Annotated in this window: 10 protein-coding genes; 5 read left to right on the plus strand and 5 right to left on the minus strand. The window is 71.2% G+C overall.

What is annotated here, in order from left to right:
• Window position 1 precedes the first annotated feature (1 nt).
• Window positions 2-1,003 (plus strand): aldose epimerase family protein, encoded by a 1,002-nt coding sequence (locus tag DVK44_RS08020; RefSeq protein ID WP_114659020.1) that lies wholly within the window; start codon window positions 2-4, stop codon window positions 1,001-1,003.
• Window positions 1,004-1,143: 140 nt separating this feature from the next.
• On the opposite strand, the gene DVK44_RS08025 is transcribed toward DVK44_RS08020, so the two are convergent.
• Window positions 1,144-3,633, minus strand: coding sequence for a beta-glucosidase (locus DVK44_RS08025; protein ID WP_228447037.1), 2,490 nt, complete (start codon window positions 3,631-3,633; stop codon window positions 1,144-1,146).
• 120 nt (window positions 3,634-3,753) lie between these two features.
• Here DVK44_RS08025 and DVK44_RS08030 point away from each other — a divergent pair, with 120 nt between their 5' ends.
• Both DVK44_RS08030 and DVK44_RS08035 read left to right on the plus strand, forming a co-directional pair.
• A complete protein-coding gene (locus DVK44_RS08030) occupies window positions 3,754-4,341 on the plus strand; it encodes a TetR/AcrR family transcriptional regulator (protein WP_114659021.1) in 588 nt (195 codons plus the stop codon).
• Window positions 4,342-4,444: 103 nt separating this feature from the next.
• Entirely contained in the window at window positions 4,445-5,797 is a 1,353-nt protein-coding gene (locus tag DVK44_RS08035) for a pyroglutamyl-peptidase I (protein ID WP_228447038.1), read from the plus strand.
• Window positions 5,798-5,826: 29 nt separating this feature from the next.
• On the opposite strand, the gene DVK44_RS08040 is transcribed toward DVK44_RS08035, so the two are convergent.
• Window positions 5,827-6,693 carry an EI24 domain-containing protein gene (locus tag DVK44_RS08040; protein ID WP_114659022.1) on the minus strand — a complete coding sequence of 289 codons (867 nt, stop codon included), beginning with the start codon at window positions 6,691-6,693 and terminating at the stop codon, window positions 5,827-5,829.
• A gap of 187 nt (window positions 6,694-6,880) precedes the next feature.
• Between DVK44_RS08040 and DVK44_RS08045 the strand changes: the two genes are divergently transcribed.
• Window positions 6,881-9,514: a M14 family zinc carboxypeptidase gene (locus tag DVK44_RS08045; RefSeq protein ID WP_114659023.1), complete on the plus strand. Its 2,634-nt coding sequence runs from the start codon at window positions 6,881-6,883 to the stop codon at window positions 9,512-9,514.
• A gap of 69 nt (window positions 9,515-9,583) precedes the next feature.
• Here DVK44_RS08045 and DVK44_RS08050 read toward each other — a convergent pair whose 3' ends face one another.
• The 3 genes from DVK44_RS08050 to DVK44_RS08060 form a co-directional block, all read right to left on the minus strand.
• Window positions 9,584-10,996: a family 43 glycosylhydrolase gene (locus DVK44_RS08050; protein WP_114664989.1), complete on the minus strand. Its 1,413-nt coding sequence runs from the start codon at window positions 10,994-10,996 to the stop codon at window positions 9,584-9,586.
• Between the two features lie 141 nt (window positions 10,997-11,137).
• Window positions 11,138-12,112 carry an arabinan endo-1,5-alpha-L-arabinosidase gene (locus DVK44_RS08055; RefSeq protein WP_162793710.1) on the minus strand — a complete coding sequence of 325 codons (975 nt, stop codon included), beginning with the start codon at window positions 12,110-12,112 and terminating at the stop codon, window positions 11,138-11,140.
• A 247-nt stretch (window positions 12,113-12,359) separates the two neighbouring features.
• Window positions 12,360-13,028: a hypothetical protein gene (locus DVK44_RS08060; RefSeq protein ID WP_114659025.1), complete on the minus strand. Its 669-nt coding sequence runs from the start codon at window positions 13,026-13,028 to the stop codon at window positions 12,360-12,362.
• Window positions 13,029-13,490: 462 nt separating this feature from the next.
• On the opposite strand from DVK44_RS08060, the gene DVK44_RS08065 reads away from it, so the two are divergent.
• Complete coding sequence (locus tag DVK44_RS08065; protein WP_114659026.1) at window positions 13,491-19,805, plus strand: DNRLRE domain-containing protein; 6,315 nt, start codon at window positions 13,491-13,493, stop codon at window positions 19,803-19,805.
• The last annotated feature ends 76 nt before the right edge of the window (window positions 19,806-19,881 follow it).

Here is a 19,881-nt window from a genome sequence, read left to right on the forward strand (position 1 = left end):
CATGAACACGGAGCGCGTTGGCGCCACCGCCGAGGGTACGCCCGTCCACCGCTGGACCCTGGAGCGGGCCGGTACCCGGGTACGGCTGCTGACGTACGGCGGGGTCGTGCAGTCGGTCGAGATCCCCGACCGGGACGGTGTCCCCGGGCAGGTGGCGCTCGGTTTCGCGGACGCCGGGGACTATCCCGCCGCCCGTGGCCCGTACGTGGGCGCGCTGATCGGCCGGTACGCGAACCGGATCGCGGGCGCCGCCTTCACGCTGGACGGGGTGGCGCACCGGCTGACGGCCAACGAGGGCCCCAACACGCTGCACGGCGGCGGGGGCGGCTTCGACCGGCGGGTGTGGGACGCGGTGGCGGAGGGTGCCCACGGGGTGCGGCTGTCGCTGGTCAGCCCGGACGGCGAGGAGGGGTTCCCGGGCCGGGTGGAGCTGTCGGCGACGTACGCGCTGGAGGCGGACGGCGCGCTGCGGATCGACTACCGGGCCGTGACGGACGCCCCGACCCATATCAACCTCACCAACCACACCTACTGGAATCTGGGCGGGGTCCGGGACGCGGACGGCGGTGTGGCCAACGGCCCGGCGACCGCGCACGAGTTGAGGATCGCGGCCGGGCACATCACCCCGGTCGACGCGGCGGCCCTGCCGACCGGGGAGCGGGCGCCGGTCGGCGGCACGCGCTTCGACTTCCGCGAGCGGCGGGTGGTGGGACTCGGTTACGACCACAACTTCGTCCTGGACGAGGTGGCCGAGGGGGAGGCCGCCGCCGAGCTGTACGACCCGGTGTCGGGGCGCGTGCTGACGGTCACGACCACGGAGCCGGGGCTCCAGCTCTACACGGGCGACCACTTCGACGGGGAGCCGTTCGGCCCGGGGGCGGGCATCGCGCTGGAGACCCAGCACTTCCCGGACTCCCCCAACCGGCCCGGCTTTCCCAGCACCGTGCTGCGGCCGGGCGAGGAGTTCCGCTCCACGACGGTCTACGGCTTCGCGGCACGCTGAACGGCACGCGGCCCGTACGGCACGGCACCTGGTACGTACGGCAGCGGTACGTACCGCACGGCGCGCGAGACGTGGTGCGGCATACGGCCCCGGTGCGGAGTCAGGTCCGCCTCGGGGCCGTACGTAAGGGGCCGGTCGTGTCAGCCGGCTTCCACCGTGCGGGTCAGCGGGCGGTCGGCCACGGAGCGGCCCGCCTGGACCTCGTACGCGCCGGGGACGAGCGTCCAGCCGCCGGCGGTCCCGCCCTCCCCGGCGCTCTCGTCCCAGATCTCGAAGGCGCGCCGCCGCAGCGGTACGCGCACCTCGACGCTCTCCCCCGGGTCCGCCTCGGCCTGGGCGAAGCCGGCGAGCCAGCGGGCCGGCCGTTCGACGGGGTCGTTGACGGCGGACAGATAGATCTGCACGGTCTCGCGGCCCGTGCGGGCGCCGGTGTTGCGCAGCCGTACCGTCGCCTCCTCGGGGGTGGCCGTGAGCGTCTCGTACTCCCAGGTGGTGTAGCCGAGGCCGTGGCCGAAGGGGTACGCGGGGACGGCGCCCGACCGCTCCCAGGCCCGGTATCCGATGAACACGCCCTCGGTGTAGTGGAGTTCGTCGTCCGTCGGGGTGACCTCGGAGACCGGGGCGTCGGCCAGGACGGCCGGCCAGGTGGTGGGCAGCCGGCCGCCGGGCTCGGCCGCGCCGAGCAGCACATCGGCGAGCGCCGCGCCGCCCTCCTGGCCCGGGAACCAGCCGAGCAGCACCGCCGCGACCTCCTCGCGCCAGGGCAGCTCCACCGGGGAGCCGGTGTTGACGACCACCACCGTGTTCGGGTTGGCGGCGGCGACGGCCCGTACGAGATCGTCCTGACGGCCGGGGAGGCGCAGGCTCGTACGGTCGAAGCCCTCGGACTCGACGCGCTCCGTCGTGGCGACCACGACGACGGCGGTGGCGGCCGTACGAGCGGCCTCGGCGGCCTCGGCTATCAGCTCGTCGGGGTCGTGGCGCGGGCCGAGGTGGAGCAGGGAGACGGCGACGGCGTCGATCGGGGCGTCCGGGATCCGCTCGACGGTGTACAGGAGCGAGATGTCGATCTGCTTGCCCTCGGTCAGCTCCGCACGGGCGCGCTCGACCGGTGTGCCGAAGAACGCCTCGAACGGGTCGGACGCCTCGTGAAAGCCCTCCGCGCCCTCGAAGAGCCGCTCGCCGGCGACGGTGAGCGCGAAGCCGCCGAGGCCCTGGGTGCCGAAGGTGTGCTCGCCGCTCTCGCGCGGGGTGAAGGTGCCGGTCAGCTCGATGGTGTGGAGGGTCTCGTGGGTGACGCCGTCGGGCAGGTCGGTCCCGGCCCACTGGAGCCGGCCGCCGGGGACGGACGAGGTGCCGAGGATCCGTCCCGAGGCGTCGCGGCAGACGGCCGTCAGCGCGAACCCCTCGTCGGCGCCCGCCAGTTCGTCGCTGGGATCGGCGCCGAGCGCGTACGTCAGGGCGCCGGGCGGGAGGGCGGCGGCGAGGCCGTCGAGCGGGGAGACGACATGGCCGGGGAAGACGGTGGCCGCGCCGCCGCCGAGGATCCGGGCCTGGCGCGCGGCGGCGCCGATCAGGGCGACGGTGGCGCCGGGGGCGAGCGGCAGGGTGCCGTTCTCGTTGCGGACGAGGACGAAGGAGCGGCGGGCGATCTCGCGGGCGAGCGCGTCGCCGTCGATCGGGGCCGGGAGCCCGGCGGCGGGGACGGCGGCGGGGGCCCCGTCGAGGATGCCGACCCGGGCGGCGAGCAGCAGGACGCGCCGCACGGCCTCGTCCACGGTCCGCTCGGGCACCTCCCCGGCCCGTACGGCTTCGACCAGCGCCTCGCCGTACACCGTGCGCGGCCCGGGCATCGCGATGTCGAGGCCGCCGAGGAGCGAGGGGGCGGTGGAGCGGGCGGCGAGCCAGTCGGAGACGTTCGCGCCGTCGAAGCCCCATTCGCCGCGCAGCACCTCGTTCTGGAGGTAGCGGTGTTCGGACATCGTGGAGCCGTTGACCTGGTTGTAGGCGGCCATGATGCCCCAGGGGTGGGCGTTCTTGACGATGGCTTCGAAGGGGGCGAGGTACAGCTCGCGCAGGGGGCGGGGGGCGACGATGTTGTCGACGGTGAAGCGGTCGGTCTCGGCGTCGTTGGCGACGAAGTGCTTGACGGTCGTGCCGACGCCGCCGTCCTGGACCCCCAGCACATATCCCGTGCCGATCTCGCCGGTGAGGTACGGGTCCTCGCTGTACGCCTCGAAGTGCCGCCCGCCCAGCGGCGACCGGTGCAGATTCACCGTCGGAGCCAGCAGCACATGCACACCCTTGCGGCGCGCCTCCTGCGCCAGCAGCCGCCCCGCCCGCCGCGCCAGCCCCGGATCCCAGCTCGCCGCCAGCGCGGTCGGCGACGGCAGCGCGACGGAGGGATCATCCGCCGTCCAGCGCACCCCCCGGACCCCGACCGGACCGTCCGACATCACCAGCGAACCGAGCCCGATCCCCGGAAACGCCGGCAGCGACCACATGTCCTGCCCGGCCAGCAGCCGCGCCTTGTCCGCCAGTTCGAGCTTGCCGAGCGCCGCGTCGACGGCGGTCTCGCGCGCCCGGTCGGTCTGGGTGGTGCGATCGGCCCGGGTGATGGGTGCGGCCACGTCCGTACCTCCTCGTCGGTGAGGTGAGCGGTTACATACTGATCCTCATATCTGTGCACCGGTAGGGTTCTTTATCCATTCGTAATCTTCAACGAGCCAGCGAACGAGAGGAAACGGCCGATGGGGCGTGCCAGGAGCGAGGAACGGCGCGCGGAGATCCTCCGCGCCGCCTTCGAGGTCATCGCGGAGCGCGGCTACCGGGGCGCCACACTGAGCGCGGTGGCCGAGCGCGTCGGCCTCACCCAGCAGGGGCTGCTCCACTACTTCCCCGCCAAGGAGGCGCTGCTGATCGCCGTCCTGGAGGAGCGCGACCAGTGGGACACGGGCGGCGCGCGGATCGGCGGGCGACGGGGCTGGCGGCTGGAGCTGCTGGAGGCGCTGGTGGAGTACAACGCGATGCGCCCGGGGGTGGTGCAGACGTTCTCGGCGCTGCTGGGCGAGAGCGTGACGGAGGACCACCCGGCGCGGGAGTTCTTCACCCACCGCTACGCGCTGGTACGGGACGACATGGCCGGCGTCCTGCGCGAGGAGTTCGGCGACCGGCTGCCGGGCGGCCTCACCCCGGAGCGGGCGGCGCCGCTGCTGACGGCGGTGATGGACGGGCTCCAGTACCAGTGGCTGCTGGACCCGGAGTCGGTGGACATGCCGGCGGTCTTCCGCGACTTCGTGGGGCTGCTGCGGACGGGGGAGCCGGACCGGGAGGGGTGAGGGGCCTCGGCGGTACGCCATGGCCGGTGGCGCCGGTGCCATGGCTAGCGGCGCGATCACGCGGGTAGTACTTCCGCCAGTCGAGGGAAGGAACACCATCACCATGCGACTCACCCGGCACACACGTCACAGCCAAGAACGCGCAGGGGAACGGACTTTACGGGTACGGCCGCGGCGGCTCGGCCCGGCGCTCCTCATCGCCACCGCGCTCACCTTCACCGCGTCGCCCGCACCGGCAGCGGCGGCGGAGTCTTCGGCGTCGGTGGAGGACCGGACGGTGCGGCTCACCGCGTTCCCCGTGGTCGAGATACAGCGCCTCGCCCAGGACGTGCCCCAGGAGATCCTGCGGCGCTCGGGCTTCGACGCGGTGGCGCCCGCGTTCGAGGGGGCGCTGCGCGACGCCCGTACACCGGCCGCCGCCGCGCGGACCGTCGAGCGGCACGGCACCGCGTTGTGGAAGCGCGCGGTGGACCGCGCCCAGGGCCGGGGCCCCGACGGGGGCGATCTGAACCGTAACGACGACCGTCCGCTGTACTGGGCGCGGCTCGGGATGATCTTGGAACTGCGGCAGTGGCAGCCCGAGTTCACGCTCTCCGAGGAGGCCCGTACGCGGCTGCTCGGGAAGCTGGAACGGTCGTCGCGGGGCCAGGACGCGCTGACGTTCGCCGACAAGAAGAACACCAAGAAGAGCGCCAAGAAGCTCAAGCGGATCGTGGTGACGGGCTTCGACCCGTTCACCCTCGACACCGATGTGCGGATCAGCAATCCGTCGGGGGCGACCGCGCTGGCCCTGGACGGGACGGTCATCAGGACCGCCGAGGGGCCGGCCCTGGTCAAGGCGGCCGTCTTCCCGGTCCGCTGGCAGGACTTCGCCGACGGCACGGTCGAGCAGACCCTGCGCCGCCCACTGGCCCAGGCCGATCTCTTCGCCACGGTCAGCCAGGGCCGGGTGGGCCGGATCGACGTGGAGCGCTTCAACGGCGCCTGGCGCGGCGGCTTTCCCGACAACGAGGGCGCGGAGTTCACCGGCCCCGTACCGGTGCGGGACCCGGCGACCCAGCCGCAGTGGACGACGACCAGCCTGCCGTACGGCGCGATCACGGCGGCGGCCACCGGCCCCTTCCCCGTCTACGACAACACCTCGGTGACCGAGATCCCGGCGGGCGGCACCACAGCGGTCGTACGCCCGAACGGCCCGACCCCCGGCTCCGAGGCCCGCCTCGGCGGCGGCGGAAACTACCTCTCCAACGAAATCGCCTACCGCGCCACCCTGCTCCGCGACCGCCTCGGCCTCGACATCCCGGGCGGCCATATCCACACACCGGTACTCCGCTTCGGAGCGGGGAACACCAGCCCCTGGACGGGCACGGTGACCGACCCGGTCTTCGAGCAGAACCGGGCCGACATCATCGCGCAGGTGAGAACCATCATCCAGGTGGCGATCGAGGCGTCCTGAGGGGACCGGGCCGGGCCGGGCCGCCGGCCCTACCGTTCCGGTATGAGCGGCGCGGCCGACGGGCTCACGGCAGACGGAGCCGGTGCCGAGACCGGCGCCGTATCCGCCACCGGGTGCGGGACCGCAGCCCCCGCGCCCGTCGCGACGGCCTCGTCCCCGTCCTCGGACAGCAGATCGCGCACCAGCATCGTCGCGCCCGCCACCGCGCCCGGCATCAGGAAGACCGCCACGAACGGTACGAGGAAGGCGAGCGTCAGGGGTACGCCGAAGCCCAGGGCGAGCATGCGGCGGCCCCGGAGCAGTACGAGGCGTTCCTTCAGCTGGATCTCGCGGCGGGCCAGCGCCACCGCTGTCAGTTCCTCGGCCAGGAAGAAGCCGGAGACGCAGAAGCCGAGGACGGGGATGACCGTCTGTCCGATGACCGGGATGAAGCCGAGCGCGAAGAGCAGTACGCCGTACAGCGCCACGCGGACCAGAATGCGCACGCTGTCCCGGGTGGATATCCACAGGTCGTGCCAGAACGACAGGCCGGACTGGGGGACTTCGCCGCCCGCCTCGCGGTCGACGTCCTCCGACAGCACGTCGTAGAACGGCGAGCCGATCAGCAGGGTGACGGCCGTGAAGGTGATCACCGCGAGGAAGAGGCCGAGCGCGAAGACGAGCACGGTCAGGAAACCCCGGAAGAGACCCAGCCAGGGCGAGGACCAGCCGTCCGCGAACGGGGTCGACCACGCCACCAGATTGTCGGCGCCGAAGCCGAGGCCGACGAGGGCACCCGCGTACAGCACCAGGGTGATCAGTCCGGGCAGCAGCCCGAAGCCGAACCGGCGGCCGTGGGTGCCGGCCCACCGCTGGCCCTTCAACAAGTAGCCGAATCCGGCCGTGAGATCACGCATGGGACGCATGGCAAGCAGAGTACCGGCGCCCACTGACAGCCCCTGTCCCGTCCGGGACGGACGCGGCCGACCCCTCCCCGTCATACGGAGGTGGTCGTTCCGGAACACAACGGGTAGACCCTGCCTGACGATCAGCGCCACCGATCATCGTCGATCGCTTCCCTCTACAGTCGGAGGAACCAGACCTATGGGCATACCCAGCCGCACACCCCGCCGTATCTCCAGACCCGCCCTGCTCACCACCACCGCCGCCGCCGTCACCGCCGGTGCCCTGCTGCTCGTCCCGCTCCCGACCGCCGTCGCCGCGCCCGACCCCGGCGCAGCCGCGCGTCAGCAACCGCACCCGGTACGGGAGCGCGGCGGCCCGGACGCCGGCACCAGCACCGCCGCCGCGCTTCCGGCGGCCAAGCCCGCCGGTGCCGATGCCGGTGCCAGTACCGGTACCAGCGCCGCGCCCGCGCTCCGCAAGGACGGTGGCTATCCGCGCCGTACGGTCCTGAGCGCGCCGCCCGAGAATCCGGCCGACAAGTCGATCAAGCTCGGCCTCGCCCCGTACCACTCGCTCGCGCCCAGGCTCAACGCCCTCCAGAAGCTGGGCGATCGCGTCAGCGTCGAGGTCGCGGGCCGGTCGGCGGGCGGGCACGAGCTGTATCTCGTCACCGTGACCGCGCCCGAGAGCGCCCGGCAGGCCCGCGAGCAGGACCGGATGCGTGAGCTGATCGGCGACTCGCCCGCCGTCGCGGCCAAGGACCGGCGGATCACGTCGTCCTACAAGACCCCGGTCTTCATCAACAACAACATCCACGGCAACGAGTGGGAGGGCACCGACGCCGCCCTCGCGCTCATCGAGGAACTCGCCAAGGCGAAGGACGCGAAGACCGCCGGGCTGCTCGCGAAGAACCGCATCTATCTCAATGTCACCGCCAACCCCGACGGCCGTATCGCCGGCACCCGCGCCAACGCCAACGGCTTCGACCTCAACCGGGACTTCATCACCGCGTCCCAGCCCGAGGTCCGCGCCATGCGGCAGATAGCCGTCGACAAGCAGCCCGCCGTGATGCTCGATCTGCACGGGTACGTCAACGGCACCCTCATCGAGCCGACGACCCCGCCGCACGGCGAGAACTACGAGTACGACCTCTTCCTCAAGAACACCTACGCCAACGCCCTCGGCATGGAGAAGGCGGTCAACGACCTCGGCTACACGCCCGCGAAGGACGGCGTCCAGCCGCCCGTCATCCCCTTCCGGGACCAGCAGGAGGGCTGGGACGACTGGCCGCCCATCTTCACGCCGCAGTACATGGCCTTCCAGGGCGCGGTGGCCTCGCACACCGTCGAGTTCCCGATGCGCGTCAACAACGCCTCGTACGACTCCCTGCCGGTCGAGGAGCTGCGCCGGCGCTCCGCCATCAACACCGATATCGCGGGCGCGGTGATGCGCGCGACGCTCGACTACACCCTCGGCCACCGCGCCTCGGTGCTCGCCGACCAGATCGAGGTGTTCCGGCGCGGCGCGGCCGGCGAGGCGCAGCGGCCGGTCTCCGAGGAGACCGTGCCGGGGGTGCCGGGCATCGGTCCGGAGGACGTGTACACCACCGACTTCCCGCGCGCGTACGTGATTCCGGCGGGCGCCGGTCAGCGCTCCGCGACGGCCGCCGCGCGACTGGTGGATCATCTGATCGCCAATGATGTACGAGTGGTACGGGCCACCGTCGGCTTCCGGCTGGGCGGGCAGGCGTACCCGGCCGGTTCGTACGTCGTCGACATGCGTCAGCCGAAACGCGGTCTGGCCAATGTGATTCTGGGCGAGGGCCGCGACATCAGCGCGGACGTCTCGACCATGTACGACATCTCGGGCTGGAGCCTCGGGCTGCTGTGGGGCGCGCGGGTGGACAAGGTCCAGCGGGCGGACGGGCGGCTGCCGGTGGCCGGGCGGCCGGTCGTGGCCGCCGCGCCGACCGGCTCCGTGGCCGGGGGCCGGGGCGCGCTACGGCTCGCGCTGGACGACGCGAAGGAGCTGACGGCGCTCAACTCGCTGCTCGCGGAGGGTGTTTCGATACGGCGCGCGGCCGATGGCTCGGCGGTCGTACCGGCGTCGGCGCGTCCGCTGGCGACCGTGCTCGCGAGCCGGTACGGGGTCGCCTTCGGCGCCGCGAGCGAGCCGGGGTCGGCGGCCCTGGGGCGTACGCGCGTCGCCGCCGCCGTCACACCCGGCGAGCAGTTCGCGCTGCGCGGGATGGGCTTCGAGGTGACGCCGGTGTCGACGGCGGTCCTCAACGCGGGCTTCGACTGGGCGGCGGCCGATGTGCTGTACGTGTCGTCCGGGCTGTCGTACACCGCCCTGAACGCGACTGCGCGCTCGGCGCTGGGCGGCTTCCTGGCCGGGGGCGGCCGGGTGGTCGGCGTCGGTTCGGCGGGGTCGGCGTTCAACACGGCCGCCGGGCTGCTGGAGGCGAGGCCGGTGGCGGGCAACGGTGACGCCAACGGGGTGGTGCGGGTGGTCAACGCGGGCGGCCCGGTCACCGGTGGCGCCCCGGCGCACGCCTTTGTGTACTCGCCGCGCTGGTTCACCGCCCTGGGCTCCGGCGTACGCGTCGACCAGTCGTACGCCACGGGCAATCCGCTGGTCTCCGGCCACTGGCGCGCGCTCGCCAACGGCACGGGCGGCCCGGCGGACGCGGCGGGCCGCGCGTCGGTCGTCAGCGGTATGTCGGCGGTGGGCGCGCCGGTGGTGCTGTTCGGCACGGAGCCGCTCTTCCGGGACCACCCGAAGGGGCAGTTCGCGCAGGTCGGCCGGGCGCTGCTGGGCGCGGCGGGCTGACGTCAGGGGCGGGGCGCTGGGGATGATCGTACGAACGACCGCCCCAGCGCCCCCGTCCCCTCCGCCGTCTCACACCGGCCTCAACTGCCACTGCTGGCACAGGTCGCCGGTCCACGACCACTGCCGTACGTCGGCGCCCTCGGCCGTCGAGCAGTGCGCGACGTCCGCGACCTTGCCGCTGCGGGCGTTGACGATCCGTACCCAGCCGCCCCGGTCGGTGACGATGAACCGGAACGCCTGGCAGGTGCTGTTCAGCCAGGTCCACTGGCGCAGTTCGGCGCCGTCGGCGACGGAGCAGTTCGCGGTGTCGAGGACCTTGCCGGTGGCGGTGTTGACGAGCCGGGCGGTGTCGTTGCCGAGGTCCTCGATCCGCCATCGCTGGTGGGCGCCGCCGTCGCAGCTCCACTGGATGACATGCGTGCCGTCGGCCGCCGAACCGCCCTCCACCTCAAGGCACTTGCCGCTGTCGCGGTTCACCAGGGTGTAGCCGGTGGGGGTGGCCGCGCGCTCGCCGGAGGGGCCGGGGAGGGTGCGGCCGGCGGCGGCCGGGGTGCCGAGGTCCGGGGTGCCGTCCGCGTTCCAGGTGAACTTCTGGGCGCGGGTGGTCCGTCCCTTGTCGCAGCCGCCGTTCGCGGAGCCGCCGGCGTGGTAGACGGTCCAGCTCTCCGTTCCGTCGGGCGAGGTGAAGAACCCGCCCTGGCCGGGGCCGTGGACTCCCGCCGCGCCGGCGCCCGAGAAGACCGGGGTGGGGCTCTTCGTCCAGGAGGCCGCGCTGAGCGGGTCGGTCCCGGTGTAGGCGAGCAGTCCGAGCCGGGGGCCGGGGGTCCGGCAGCCGCCGGCCGAGTAGACGAGGAAGGTCTTCCCGCCCCGCTGGAGCACTTCGGGCCCCTCGTTGACCGTGCCGCCGGCCCGCTCCCAGCCGTACCCCGGTGTGGAGAGGGTGGAGAAGCCGCCGCTCAGGGTGTACGGGGTGGACATCGGCGCGATCACCAGGTTCCGCGTACCGCCGCCGCGCGCGCTGCCGAGCAGGTAGAGGCGGCCGTCGAGGGTGAGGAGGCTGGCGTCGAGCAGCCGGCCGCCGCCCAGCTGGTTCTTGTAGGTGTACGGGCCCATCGGGTCGGTGCCGACGCTCTCCAGGACATGGACGCGCTGGGTGGGCCGGTAGTCGGTGATGCCCTGGCCCGCCACGTAGTACAGGTACCAGTGCCCGTCGACGAGGTGCATCTCGGGCGCCCGCATGGTGCAGCAGCGCGAGGAGGTGGAGTCGGACCACACCTGGACGCTCGGCGCGGTGGCGAGCCCGGCCAGGGTGGGCGACTTGCGCATGGTCAGCTCGGAGGTCCGGGAGGTGGTGATGAGGTAGTAGTCGCCGTCGTGGAACCGGATCCAGGGGTCGGTGCCCTTCTGCGACTTGACGGGATTGGTGTACGGACGGCCCTCGGCGGCCCCGGCGGGCGGCGCGACGATCGCGACGAAGGCCATGAAGACGACCAGGGCGGAGCAGAGGAGGACGAAGAGGAAGGCGGGCGGGGGCGGCCGGTCGGCGCGGGTCAGGGTCGGGGACGTGGTCCGTTGCGCGGTCCGGGCGCGCGGTGTGGATCGCTTCATGCTTCGCGTCCCCCGTCAGTACGCCGTCGGCCAGCCGCCGGACCAGCTCAGCAGATTGACGCCGAGCTTGGGGGTGCCGTTGTCCTGGCCGTCGTAGTAGTGGTAGACGAGGAGGTCGCCGTCGGTGTCCGCCATGACGGACTGGCCGCCGGGGCCGATATAGCGGCCGTGGCTCTCCAGTACGGGCGAGCCGCCGTTGTTCATCATGGCGACACCGTTCTTGTCGGCGCACGGTCCGGTGACCCGGGAGGCCCGGCCGACCTTGATCTTGTACGTGGAGGCGGTGCCGGCGCAGCAGGTGTCGTACGAGGCGAAGAGGTAGTAGAGGCCGTTCCGTTTGACCAGGTACGGCGCTTCGACGGCCTTGGTCCCGGTGGGGCGGGAGGCGAGGGCGTAGCGGGTGGTGTCGGCCGCGTACTGCTTGCCGGTGGACGGGTCGATACGGATCATCTTGATCCCCGTCCACCAGGAGCCGAAGGTCAGCCACCAGCTGCCGTCGTCGTCGACGAAGAGGTTGGGGTCGATGGCGTTGTAGTCGCTGCTCGCGTTCGACGTGTAGACGGTGCCGTAGTCGGTCCAGCTGCCCGGCCGGCCGGTGGTGGAGCCCGCGAGGCCGATGGCGGAGGTGCTGGAGCCGAAGGTCGAGACGGCGTAGTACATCAGGTACTTGCCGCCGTGGTACGAGATGTCCGGCGCCCAGGGGTCCCTGGCCGGGGAGTACGTGGACCACCAGGCGGGCGCGGTGGTGAAGGCGGAGCCGGCGCGCGCGAAGGCGACGCGGTCGGTGGAGGTACGGGCCTGGAGGCCGTCGCCGGTGGAGTAGAGGAGGTACTGCCCGGCGGAGGTGCGGAGCATGGTCGGGTCGTGGACGACGATGTCGCCGGTGACCCGGCCGGGGTTGGGGTAGGCGGCGGCGCTGCTCGGGACGAGGGCGAGGAGCAGGGCTGCGGGCAGGGCGAGGAGCGGGATTCTGCGGGAGGTGCGGCTCACGCGGACTCTCCTTACGGCCGTGGGGGGGAGACAGCGCGGCCGGCGGAACCTGGTCCCGTTCGGCATGCCGGACCGCACTCGCGGTGTCGGACGGGAAACTAGAGTCGAAGCGCTTGCGCGTCAACGGTTCACGCATACGCCGGGCATCGGCGGCCCTGGGGACGGGCGGTGCCCCGGTGGAGCGCTCCACCGGGGCACCGCCCGCAGACACCGCCCGTACGGACCCGGCCGGGTCTCCGGCCCGCTCTCAACGGGCCCTGGCGACCTTGAAGTCCACCGGCTTGAAGTCGCTCCAGCCCTTGCCCTCGGCGCCCGCCTCGGCCTTCACATGGGTGACCTTCCGGTCCCAGTGGCGGGGCAGCGAGACCCGGACCTCTATGCGGACCGTGGCGCCCTTCTTCACCGTCCGCTCGCCGAACCCGGCGAAGGAGTGGTCGCCGTGCCTGCCTTCGGGGGTGTGCCCCCAGGGCACCTTCTTCCAGGTGCCGTGGCTCAGCTCCTTGAGCACCGGCTGGTCCGCCGCGTAGGTGCTGTAGCCGAACCGGACGTGTTCCAGGGTGTGTCCGGTGCCGTTGTGCAGCCGGATGGTGAAGGTCTCGGCCTTGCCGCCCGGCTTGAGTGTGGTGTGCGCGGACCAGTCGGCGATCTTCACCTTCACGCCTCCGGACCGGGCCGGGACGACCGGCTCCGGCCGCGGTGACGGCTTGTTGTGCGACGGCGACGGCGAGGACGACGAGGGTGCCGGTGCCGGCTTGCCGGCATGCGACGGTGCGGCGTAGGCGGCACCGGCCCCCAGCAGCGAACCGGCGACCACGGCACCCCCGAGCGCCAGCGCACCGGTCCGGCGCAGCGCCCGCGCGCCGCGCCGGCCGGTCCCGCCCGTACCGCCGGTGCCGCCGGTCCCGTTGTTCCTCACACCGCTACCGCCATTGAAAAGTTCCACTTCGGGCCTCTTTCTCACGGTTCACATCTCTCTGGGAGCGACTGAAACGGAATGCTCCGTTCCAGCCTGCTCGCCCCGAAAGAGGGCGATCTCCGCGCGGGCGTTTCATCCCCGTACAGAGTTTCCGCACCGATGAGAAGCGCTTTGCCCGATCATGCCGTTGGCGTCGAGAGCCCGAGTTGAAGCGCTTGCGCGCCGAGGCTCGGGCACCCATGTAGGGAAAATGTAAAAATTATGAAAAGATCATCCGCGGCCGGGGCGACATATGCCCCAGATACGCGAGGAGTTGTTTTTTTGATGAACCACCTTTTCGGTGGTGGAGCGGGACTTGGGGGATCCGATCGGTCGCGGCGTCCGGACAGGACGCGTGTATCGGAACCCGCGGAATCGAGATCCTCACACGGCCCGGCGCAGCCGAAGCGGGCGCTCGCACGGATGTCACTGGCCGTCGCGCTGACCCTGGCACTGGAATCGGCGGTCACGGTCGCGACGACGGGCCAGGCTGTCGCACTGCCCGCGCACACCTCCGCCTCAGCGCCGCAGACGCGTTCACCCGCCGCTGTCACCGAGGCCACCGACACGGATTCCGCGCGGGTGGCGGCTCGCCTCGCCGGCAAGCGGGTCGAAGTCCTGTCCGAGCGCACCGAGTCGTCCACGACCTGGGCGAACCCCGATGGCACCGTAACGGTCGACACCTTCGGCGGGCCGGTCCGCTACGAGGACGACCTCAGCGGCGCCTGGCGGGACATCGATGTGGCTCTGGTCCAGCGGCGGAACGGCGTCGTCGAGGCCGCGGCCCATCCGCTCGGCCTGACCCTCGCGGGCAGAACCTCCGCGGCCGACGCCGCGAGGATCGAGGCGTCCGGGGGCGAACCGGGAGAGCCGAAGACACCCGCCGTACCGCTCGTTTCCCTGGACGACGGCGCCGGCAAGGAACTGACGGTCTCCTGGCGCGGCGAGCTTCCCGCGCCCACCGTCGTGGACACACACGCACGTTATGCGGACGCGATGCCGTTCACCGATCTGATCGTGGAATCCACCCGTACGGGCTTCGAGCAGTTCCTGGAGCTGAAGGACCGTCGCGCCGTCGAGGCGAACGGCTCCGTGACGCTCACTCTGAGTACCAAGGGGCTCGACGTCCGCGCGAATGAGGACCGTTCGGTCTCGTTCCTGGACAGCGACAGCGGCGAACAGGTCGGAGTCCTGCCCGCCCCGGTGATGTGGGACGCGCGCACCGACCCCAGGAGCGGGGACCCCTACCGCACCGCCGAAGTGGGACTCACGGTCTCCCAGCGGGGCGACGATGTCGACCTCACGCTCACCCCGGACCAGGACTTCCTGACGGCTCCCGACACCACGTTCCCGGTGACGGTCGATCCGGCGGTGAACATCGGCCCCAGTTTCGACGCCTTCGTTCAGCAGGGCTACACCACGGACCAGTCCGCGTCGACCGAGCTGAAGCTGGGCAACAACGGATCGGGCCAGGCGGCGCGCTCCTTCCTCGCCTTCCCGATGGCTTCCGTCACGGGAAAGAACATCACCCAGGCGAAGCTCAACCTGTGGAACTTCCACTCCTGGTCGTGCGCGGCGAGGAGTTGGGAGGTGTGGGACACCGGGTCCGTCTCCGCGTCCGCCCGCTGGACCGCACAGCCCGCCTGGCGCAAGAAGTGGGCGGACACGACGAGCACCAAGGGGTACTCCTCGGGGTGCGCGGACGGGTGGGTCAGCCAGGACATCACCGGACTGGCCCAGTCCTGGGCGGCCAACGGAAACGCGACCAACACGCTCGGCATCCGGGCCACGGACGAATCCGATCCGTACGGCTGGAAGAAGTTCAACTCCGCCGACGCGGCCTCGAACATCCCCTACCTCTCGGTGACATACACCTCCCTGGCCTCCGTACCGACCGGGCAGGCCATCACCCCCTCACTGGTGAACGCCTACAACGGCAAGCGATACGTCACCTCGCTCACCCCTCAGGTGTCGGCGAAGGTGAGCCACGCGGGCGGCGGCAGCGTCAAGGCACAGTTCGAGATCACACCCGACCCGGCCTACAACGACGCCGGTGGCTACTCGTACACGGTGACCAGCGCGAACGTGGCGTCCGGCGGGAACGCGAAGATCACCGTGCCGGCGGACAAGGCGTTCCCGGCGGGCTCTCATCTGCGGTACCGCGTGCGCGGGTACGACGGCGCGCTCTACGGACCGTGGACCGGCTACACCGTATTCGTACTGAACACGGCCAAGCCGGCCGCACCCGGGATCAGTTGCGACACCTACCAAAGGGACACCTGGTCGGCCAAGGCCGAGGACAGCACCAAGTGCACCTTCACCACGACTTCCAGCGACGGCCAGGGCTACCTGTGGGGCCTGGACGATCCGGCCACGCCCAAACGCGTCGACGACACGATCGCCGGGTCGGGAGGCAAGCCGTTGACCGTCACCGTCAAGCCGGGGGACGGCTGGCACACCCTGTACGCGAGGACCGTCGACTCCGGAGGCAATCTGTCCACCGCCACCACGCAGTACTCCTTCGGTGTCGGTGCGGACGGTGCCGCGCTGCTGTCTCCCTCCGAGGGAGACCGGTCGGCTCGCCGGGTGGCGCTGTCCGCCAAGGGCAGGACCGACTACACGGGGGTGGCGTATCAGTACCGCCGTGGCGAGACAGACACCTGGAAAAACGTTCCTTCATCCGATGTGAAGAAGGCATCGGACGGTTCGGCCGTAGCCGGCTGGCCGCTGGCCATCAGTGGCGGCATCACCCCGGCGCTCACCTGGGATGTCACCGCCACGCTCGCGGAGGACGGACCCATCGACGTACGCGCCTCGTTCGTCAAGGGTTCCACCACGGGCTATTCGCAGCCCAGCACGGTCACGGTGGACCGCAGAGCGGGCACCGCGCCCGCCGAGCGGCTGGGTCCTGGCACTCTGAACCTGCTCACCGGTGACTACACGCTGTCGATCACCGATGTCTCCGCCTTCGGTATGACCGTTTCCCGGTCCGTCTCCTCCCGCCATCCGTCGGCGGTGGAGGAGGGACAGGCCGCGATCTTCGGCAAGGAGTGGACCGCCGGCAGGATCCTCGGGGACTCCGAGGTGTCGTGGTCGCAGGTGAAGAAGACCTCGGCCGTCTCCGTCGCGCTCGTGGACATCAGCGGCCAGTCCCGGGGCTTCACGGCCACCGGCACGGGCGGCTGGCGACCGGAGCCGGGCTCCTCGGAGCTGACTCTGACCGGATCACTGACCGGCTCGTTCACCCTGCGGGACACCGAGGGCACGGTGACCGTCTTCAGCAGGACCGACTCCAAGGCGACCACCTGGCAGGCGACCTCCACCACTCAGGACGGCCTGGCCGTCTCCACCACGACCGTGATCCCCGAAGCCGCGGGCACCAACGGCCTGACACGTCCGAAGCGCATCGTCGCGTCGACCTCGGCCGTTCCGGCCGCCACCTGCGCCGGCGCTCCCGCCACCAGGGGGTGCCGAGTGCTGGATTTCGTGTACGCCACCACCACCACGGCCACGGACGACTCCCCCGGAGACCACGCCGGCCAAGTGACGGAGATCCGCCTCTGGTCGACAGCCCCGGGAGCCTCCGCCGCGACATCGGAACCGGTGCAGCGGTACCTCTACGACAGGGCGGGGAGGCTGTTCGAGACCTGGCAGCCGAAGGTGAGCCCGCCGCTGAAGACCCGCTACGGCTACGACGCCGACGGCAGGGTCACGACATTGACCCAGGCAGGCGAGCTTCCGTGGACCTTCGCCTACGGAAGGGCCGGCCACACGGACGTGGCCGGTGACGGGATGCTGCTCAAGATGTCCCGCCCGGGGCTGCGCGGAGGCACCGCCGACGTCGTCGAGGGCATCAGCGAGACCAGCGTCGTCTACGACGTACCCGTGACCGGCGCAGGCGCCCCTTACCCGATGGGTCCCTCGGACGTACGAGCATGGGGACAGAGCGACGCGCCCACCGATGCCACCGCCCTGCTGCCGCCCGACGCGGTTCCCCCGCACCACACCGGCTCCGCTCTGAGCGCCGGTGACTACGAGCGGGCGGCCATCACCTATGTCAACGCCTCGGGACGTGAGGTCAACTCGGCTGTGCCGGGAGGACATATCACCGCTGCCGAATACGACCGCCACGGCAACAGCGTACGTACGCTGTCCGCGGCCAACCGGGCCCTGGCACTCGCCCTCACCGCCGATGACCGGGCCACACTGGCCGACCTCGGAATCGCGGCTCTGCCGACGGCCGAGCGAGCCGAGCTGCTCTCCGCCCGCTCGACGTACGACGAGAGCGGCACGCGCGGCCTGGAGGTGTTCGGTCCGCTGCGGCGCATCGAGCTGACGGAGCCGCTGAAGTCGGGAACAACCACCCTGCTGCCGGCCGGCACTTCGGTAGCGGCGCGCAACTGGACGGTGAGCACCTACGACGCCGGGCGTCCCACGGACGGCAGCGCCACCGTGGAGGACCAGGTCACCCGCGCCACCTCCGGGGCCCAGCTCCTGGACTCTCCCGCGCTCATGGCCGAGGCCCGGGTCACCGAGACCGTCTACGACTGGGTCAAGGGACTGCCCGTCAAAACGATCGAGGACCCGGCCGGACTCGCGCTGACCACCATCACTTCGTATGACGAACAAGGCCGGGCGGTCAAGGAACAGCTCCCCGGAGCCGACGGCAACGACGCCGCCACTCAGCTCACGACGTACTGGTCGGCGACGGGCACCGGCAACTGCGCCGGGCGGCCCGAGTGGGCCGATCTGCCCTGCTCGACCTACGCCGCGGCACCGATCACCGGCGGGGGGAGCAATCCGAGCGGTCAGCCGGTCACCACATCCGCCTACGACTGGTGGGGCAACACCACCAGAACCCAGGAGACCGTCGGCGGGGTGACGCGCGTCACCGAGACGGGATACGACGCGGCGGGCCGGGCCATCTCGCTGAAGACCAGCGGCGGCAGCGGCCGTTCCGTACCGGAGACGACCATCACCTACGACCCCGGCAACGGGCAGCCGTTCAGAACCGTCTCACCGACCGGGGGCACGATCACCCAGAGGTACGACGCGCTGGGGCGCCTGATCTCGTACACCGACGCCGACGACGGCACCACCCGGACCGAGTACGACGCGCTCGACCGGCCGGTCAAGGTCTCCGATTCCATTCCTTCGACCGTGACCTACTCCTACGACCACCGGGCCGAGCCGCGTGGCATGGCGGTCAGGAGCACCGACTCGGTGGCGGGTGTGTTCACCGCCCAGTACGACGCGGACGGCTCGGTCGTGCGGGAAGGACTGCCCGGCGGCTACACCCTGACACAGAAGGAGGATCCCGCCGGGGCCGTCGTCTCCCGGGTCTACGTTCGGGACAGCGACAGCGTCGGCGTCATGGCCGACTCCGTGACCCGGTCCATCCATGGCGAGGTCGTCGGCCACGACGGCTGGTCGTCGCAGACCTTCGGTTACGACAGGACCGGGCGGCTGGCAACCGTCGAGGACACGGTCGGGGACGTGTGCACGAGGCGAACCTATACGTTCGACCGGAGCGCCAACCGGACCTCGCTCACCAGCGCGAGCGGCGGCGTCGGCGCGGACTGCCCGACGAGCGCGGGCACTCGCAGGACGCACAGCTACGACAGCGGCAACCGCCTGGTCGACGCGGGGTACGGATACGACGCGTTCGGCCGTACCACCACCCTGCCCGGCAGCCGGATCGACTACTTCGCCAACGATCTGGTCCATCAGCAGACCACCGCGGGAGCGCGTCAGACCTGGACGCTCGACGCCCATCACCGGGCACGCTCCTGGACGGTGGAGTCCAGTACGGAGAACGGCTGGGAGACCACCGGGTCCAAGCGGAACCACTACGACGGTGACGGAGACAGCCCACGCTGGATCGTCGAGGACACCGGGACCGGGGCACTGACCCGTATCGTCGACTCGGCGGCGGGTGAGTTCTCGGCGACGACCGGGGCGGACGGTGGCACCGTCCTGCAACTGACCGGAATCCACGGGGACATCGGACTCCAGCTCCCGCTGGACCCGGCCGAGGCCCCCCAGGTGCTCGACAACGACGAGTACGGCAACGCCCGTCTTGGGCAGGCCGCTCCCCGCTACGGCTGGCTCGGTGCCAAGCAGCGCTCCAGCGAGACCCTCACCGGTCTGACGATGCTGGGTGTCCGCCTGTACAACCCGGCGACCGGACGGTTTCTCTCCGTGGACCCCGACCCGGACGGCGGGTCGAACGCCTACGTCTACTGCTCGGGCGACGCGGTCAACTGCCGCGACACCACCGGGCTGCTGGACTACAGCTTCGAATTCCAGCTCGGCCTCGGCAAAGCAAAGGCGAAATCCCTCTTCAAGCACTGGATGAAGAATTTCGGAAAGATCTTCCCACTCAAGGGACGAGCCAAAAAGATCACCCATGTCGGCCAGAAGATGGATCTGCGCGACTCGATCGCCGGATTCGGCTCCATCAACTTCAATGTACGCGTCGCGTCCATCGGAGCACGGAGGCTGCGCCTCGACGCACGCAAGGGAAGCGTCGTCTACGGCCGAAACTCCTACATAGCTTTCCGCATCCACAAACCCAAGAAGGACAGCAAGGGATTCGGGCAGCTCTACCTGATCGTCCACGGCCACACGGAGGGCGACACCTGGGCGGACCGCTGGATACCAGGGTTCATGTACCGGAAGGGAGCATATTCCACCTGGGATAAACTGGCCAGTAACCTCCGTCGGCAGGTGTGGTGAGAACAGGTAGTCGCCACCGCCTTCAACTGCGGTGACCCAGGTGCGGGCGGTGACCGCCGGCCGCCCGCACCCAGAA

Origin of the sequence: Streptomyces paludis, from assembly GCF_003344965.1 — a bacterium.
In the GTDB taxonomy this organism is placed as follows: Bacteria; Actinomycetota; Actinomycetes; order Streptomycetales; family Streptomycetaceae; genus Streptomyces; species Streptomyces paludis.

Bases quoted from the DNA above. Each gene is read 5' to 3' on its own strand.
- DVK44_RS08020 (WP_114659020.1), top strand. From the start codon at position 2: ATGAACACGGAGCGCGTTGGCGCCACCGCCGAGGGTACGCCCGTCCAC.
- DVK44_RS08030 (WP_114659021.1), top strand. From the start codon at position 3,754: ATGGGGCGTGCCAGGAGCGAGGAACGGCGCGCGGAGATCCTCCGCGCC.
- DVK44_RS08035 (WP_228447038.1), top strand. From the start codon at position 4,445: ATGCGACTCACCCGGCACACACGTCACAGCCAAGAACGCGCAGGGGAA.
- DVK44_RS08040 (WP_114659022.1), bottom strand. From the start codon at position 6,693: ATGCGTGATCTCACGGCCGGATTCGGCTACTTGTTGAAGGGCCAGCGG.
- DVK44_RS08045 (WP_114659023.1), top strand. From the start codon at position 6,881: ATGGGCATACCCAGCCGCACACCCCGCCGTATCTCCAGACCCGCCCTG.
- DVK44_RS08050 (WP_114664989.1), bottom strand. From the start codon at position 10,996: ATGGCCTTCGTCGCGATCGTCGCGCCGCCCGCCGGGGCCGCCGAGGGC.
- DVK44_RS08065 (WP_114659026.1), top strand. From the start codon at position 13,491: ATGTCACTGGCCGTCGCGCTGACCCTGGCACTGGAATCGGCGGTCACG.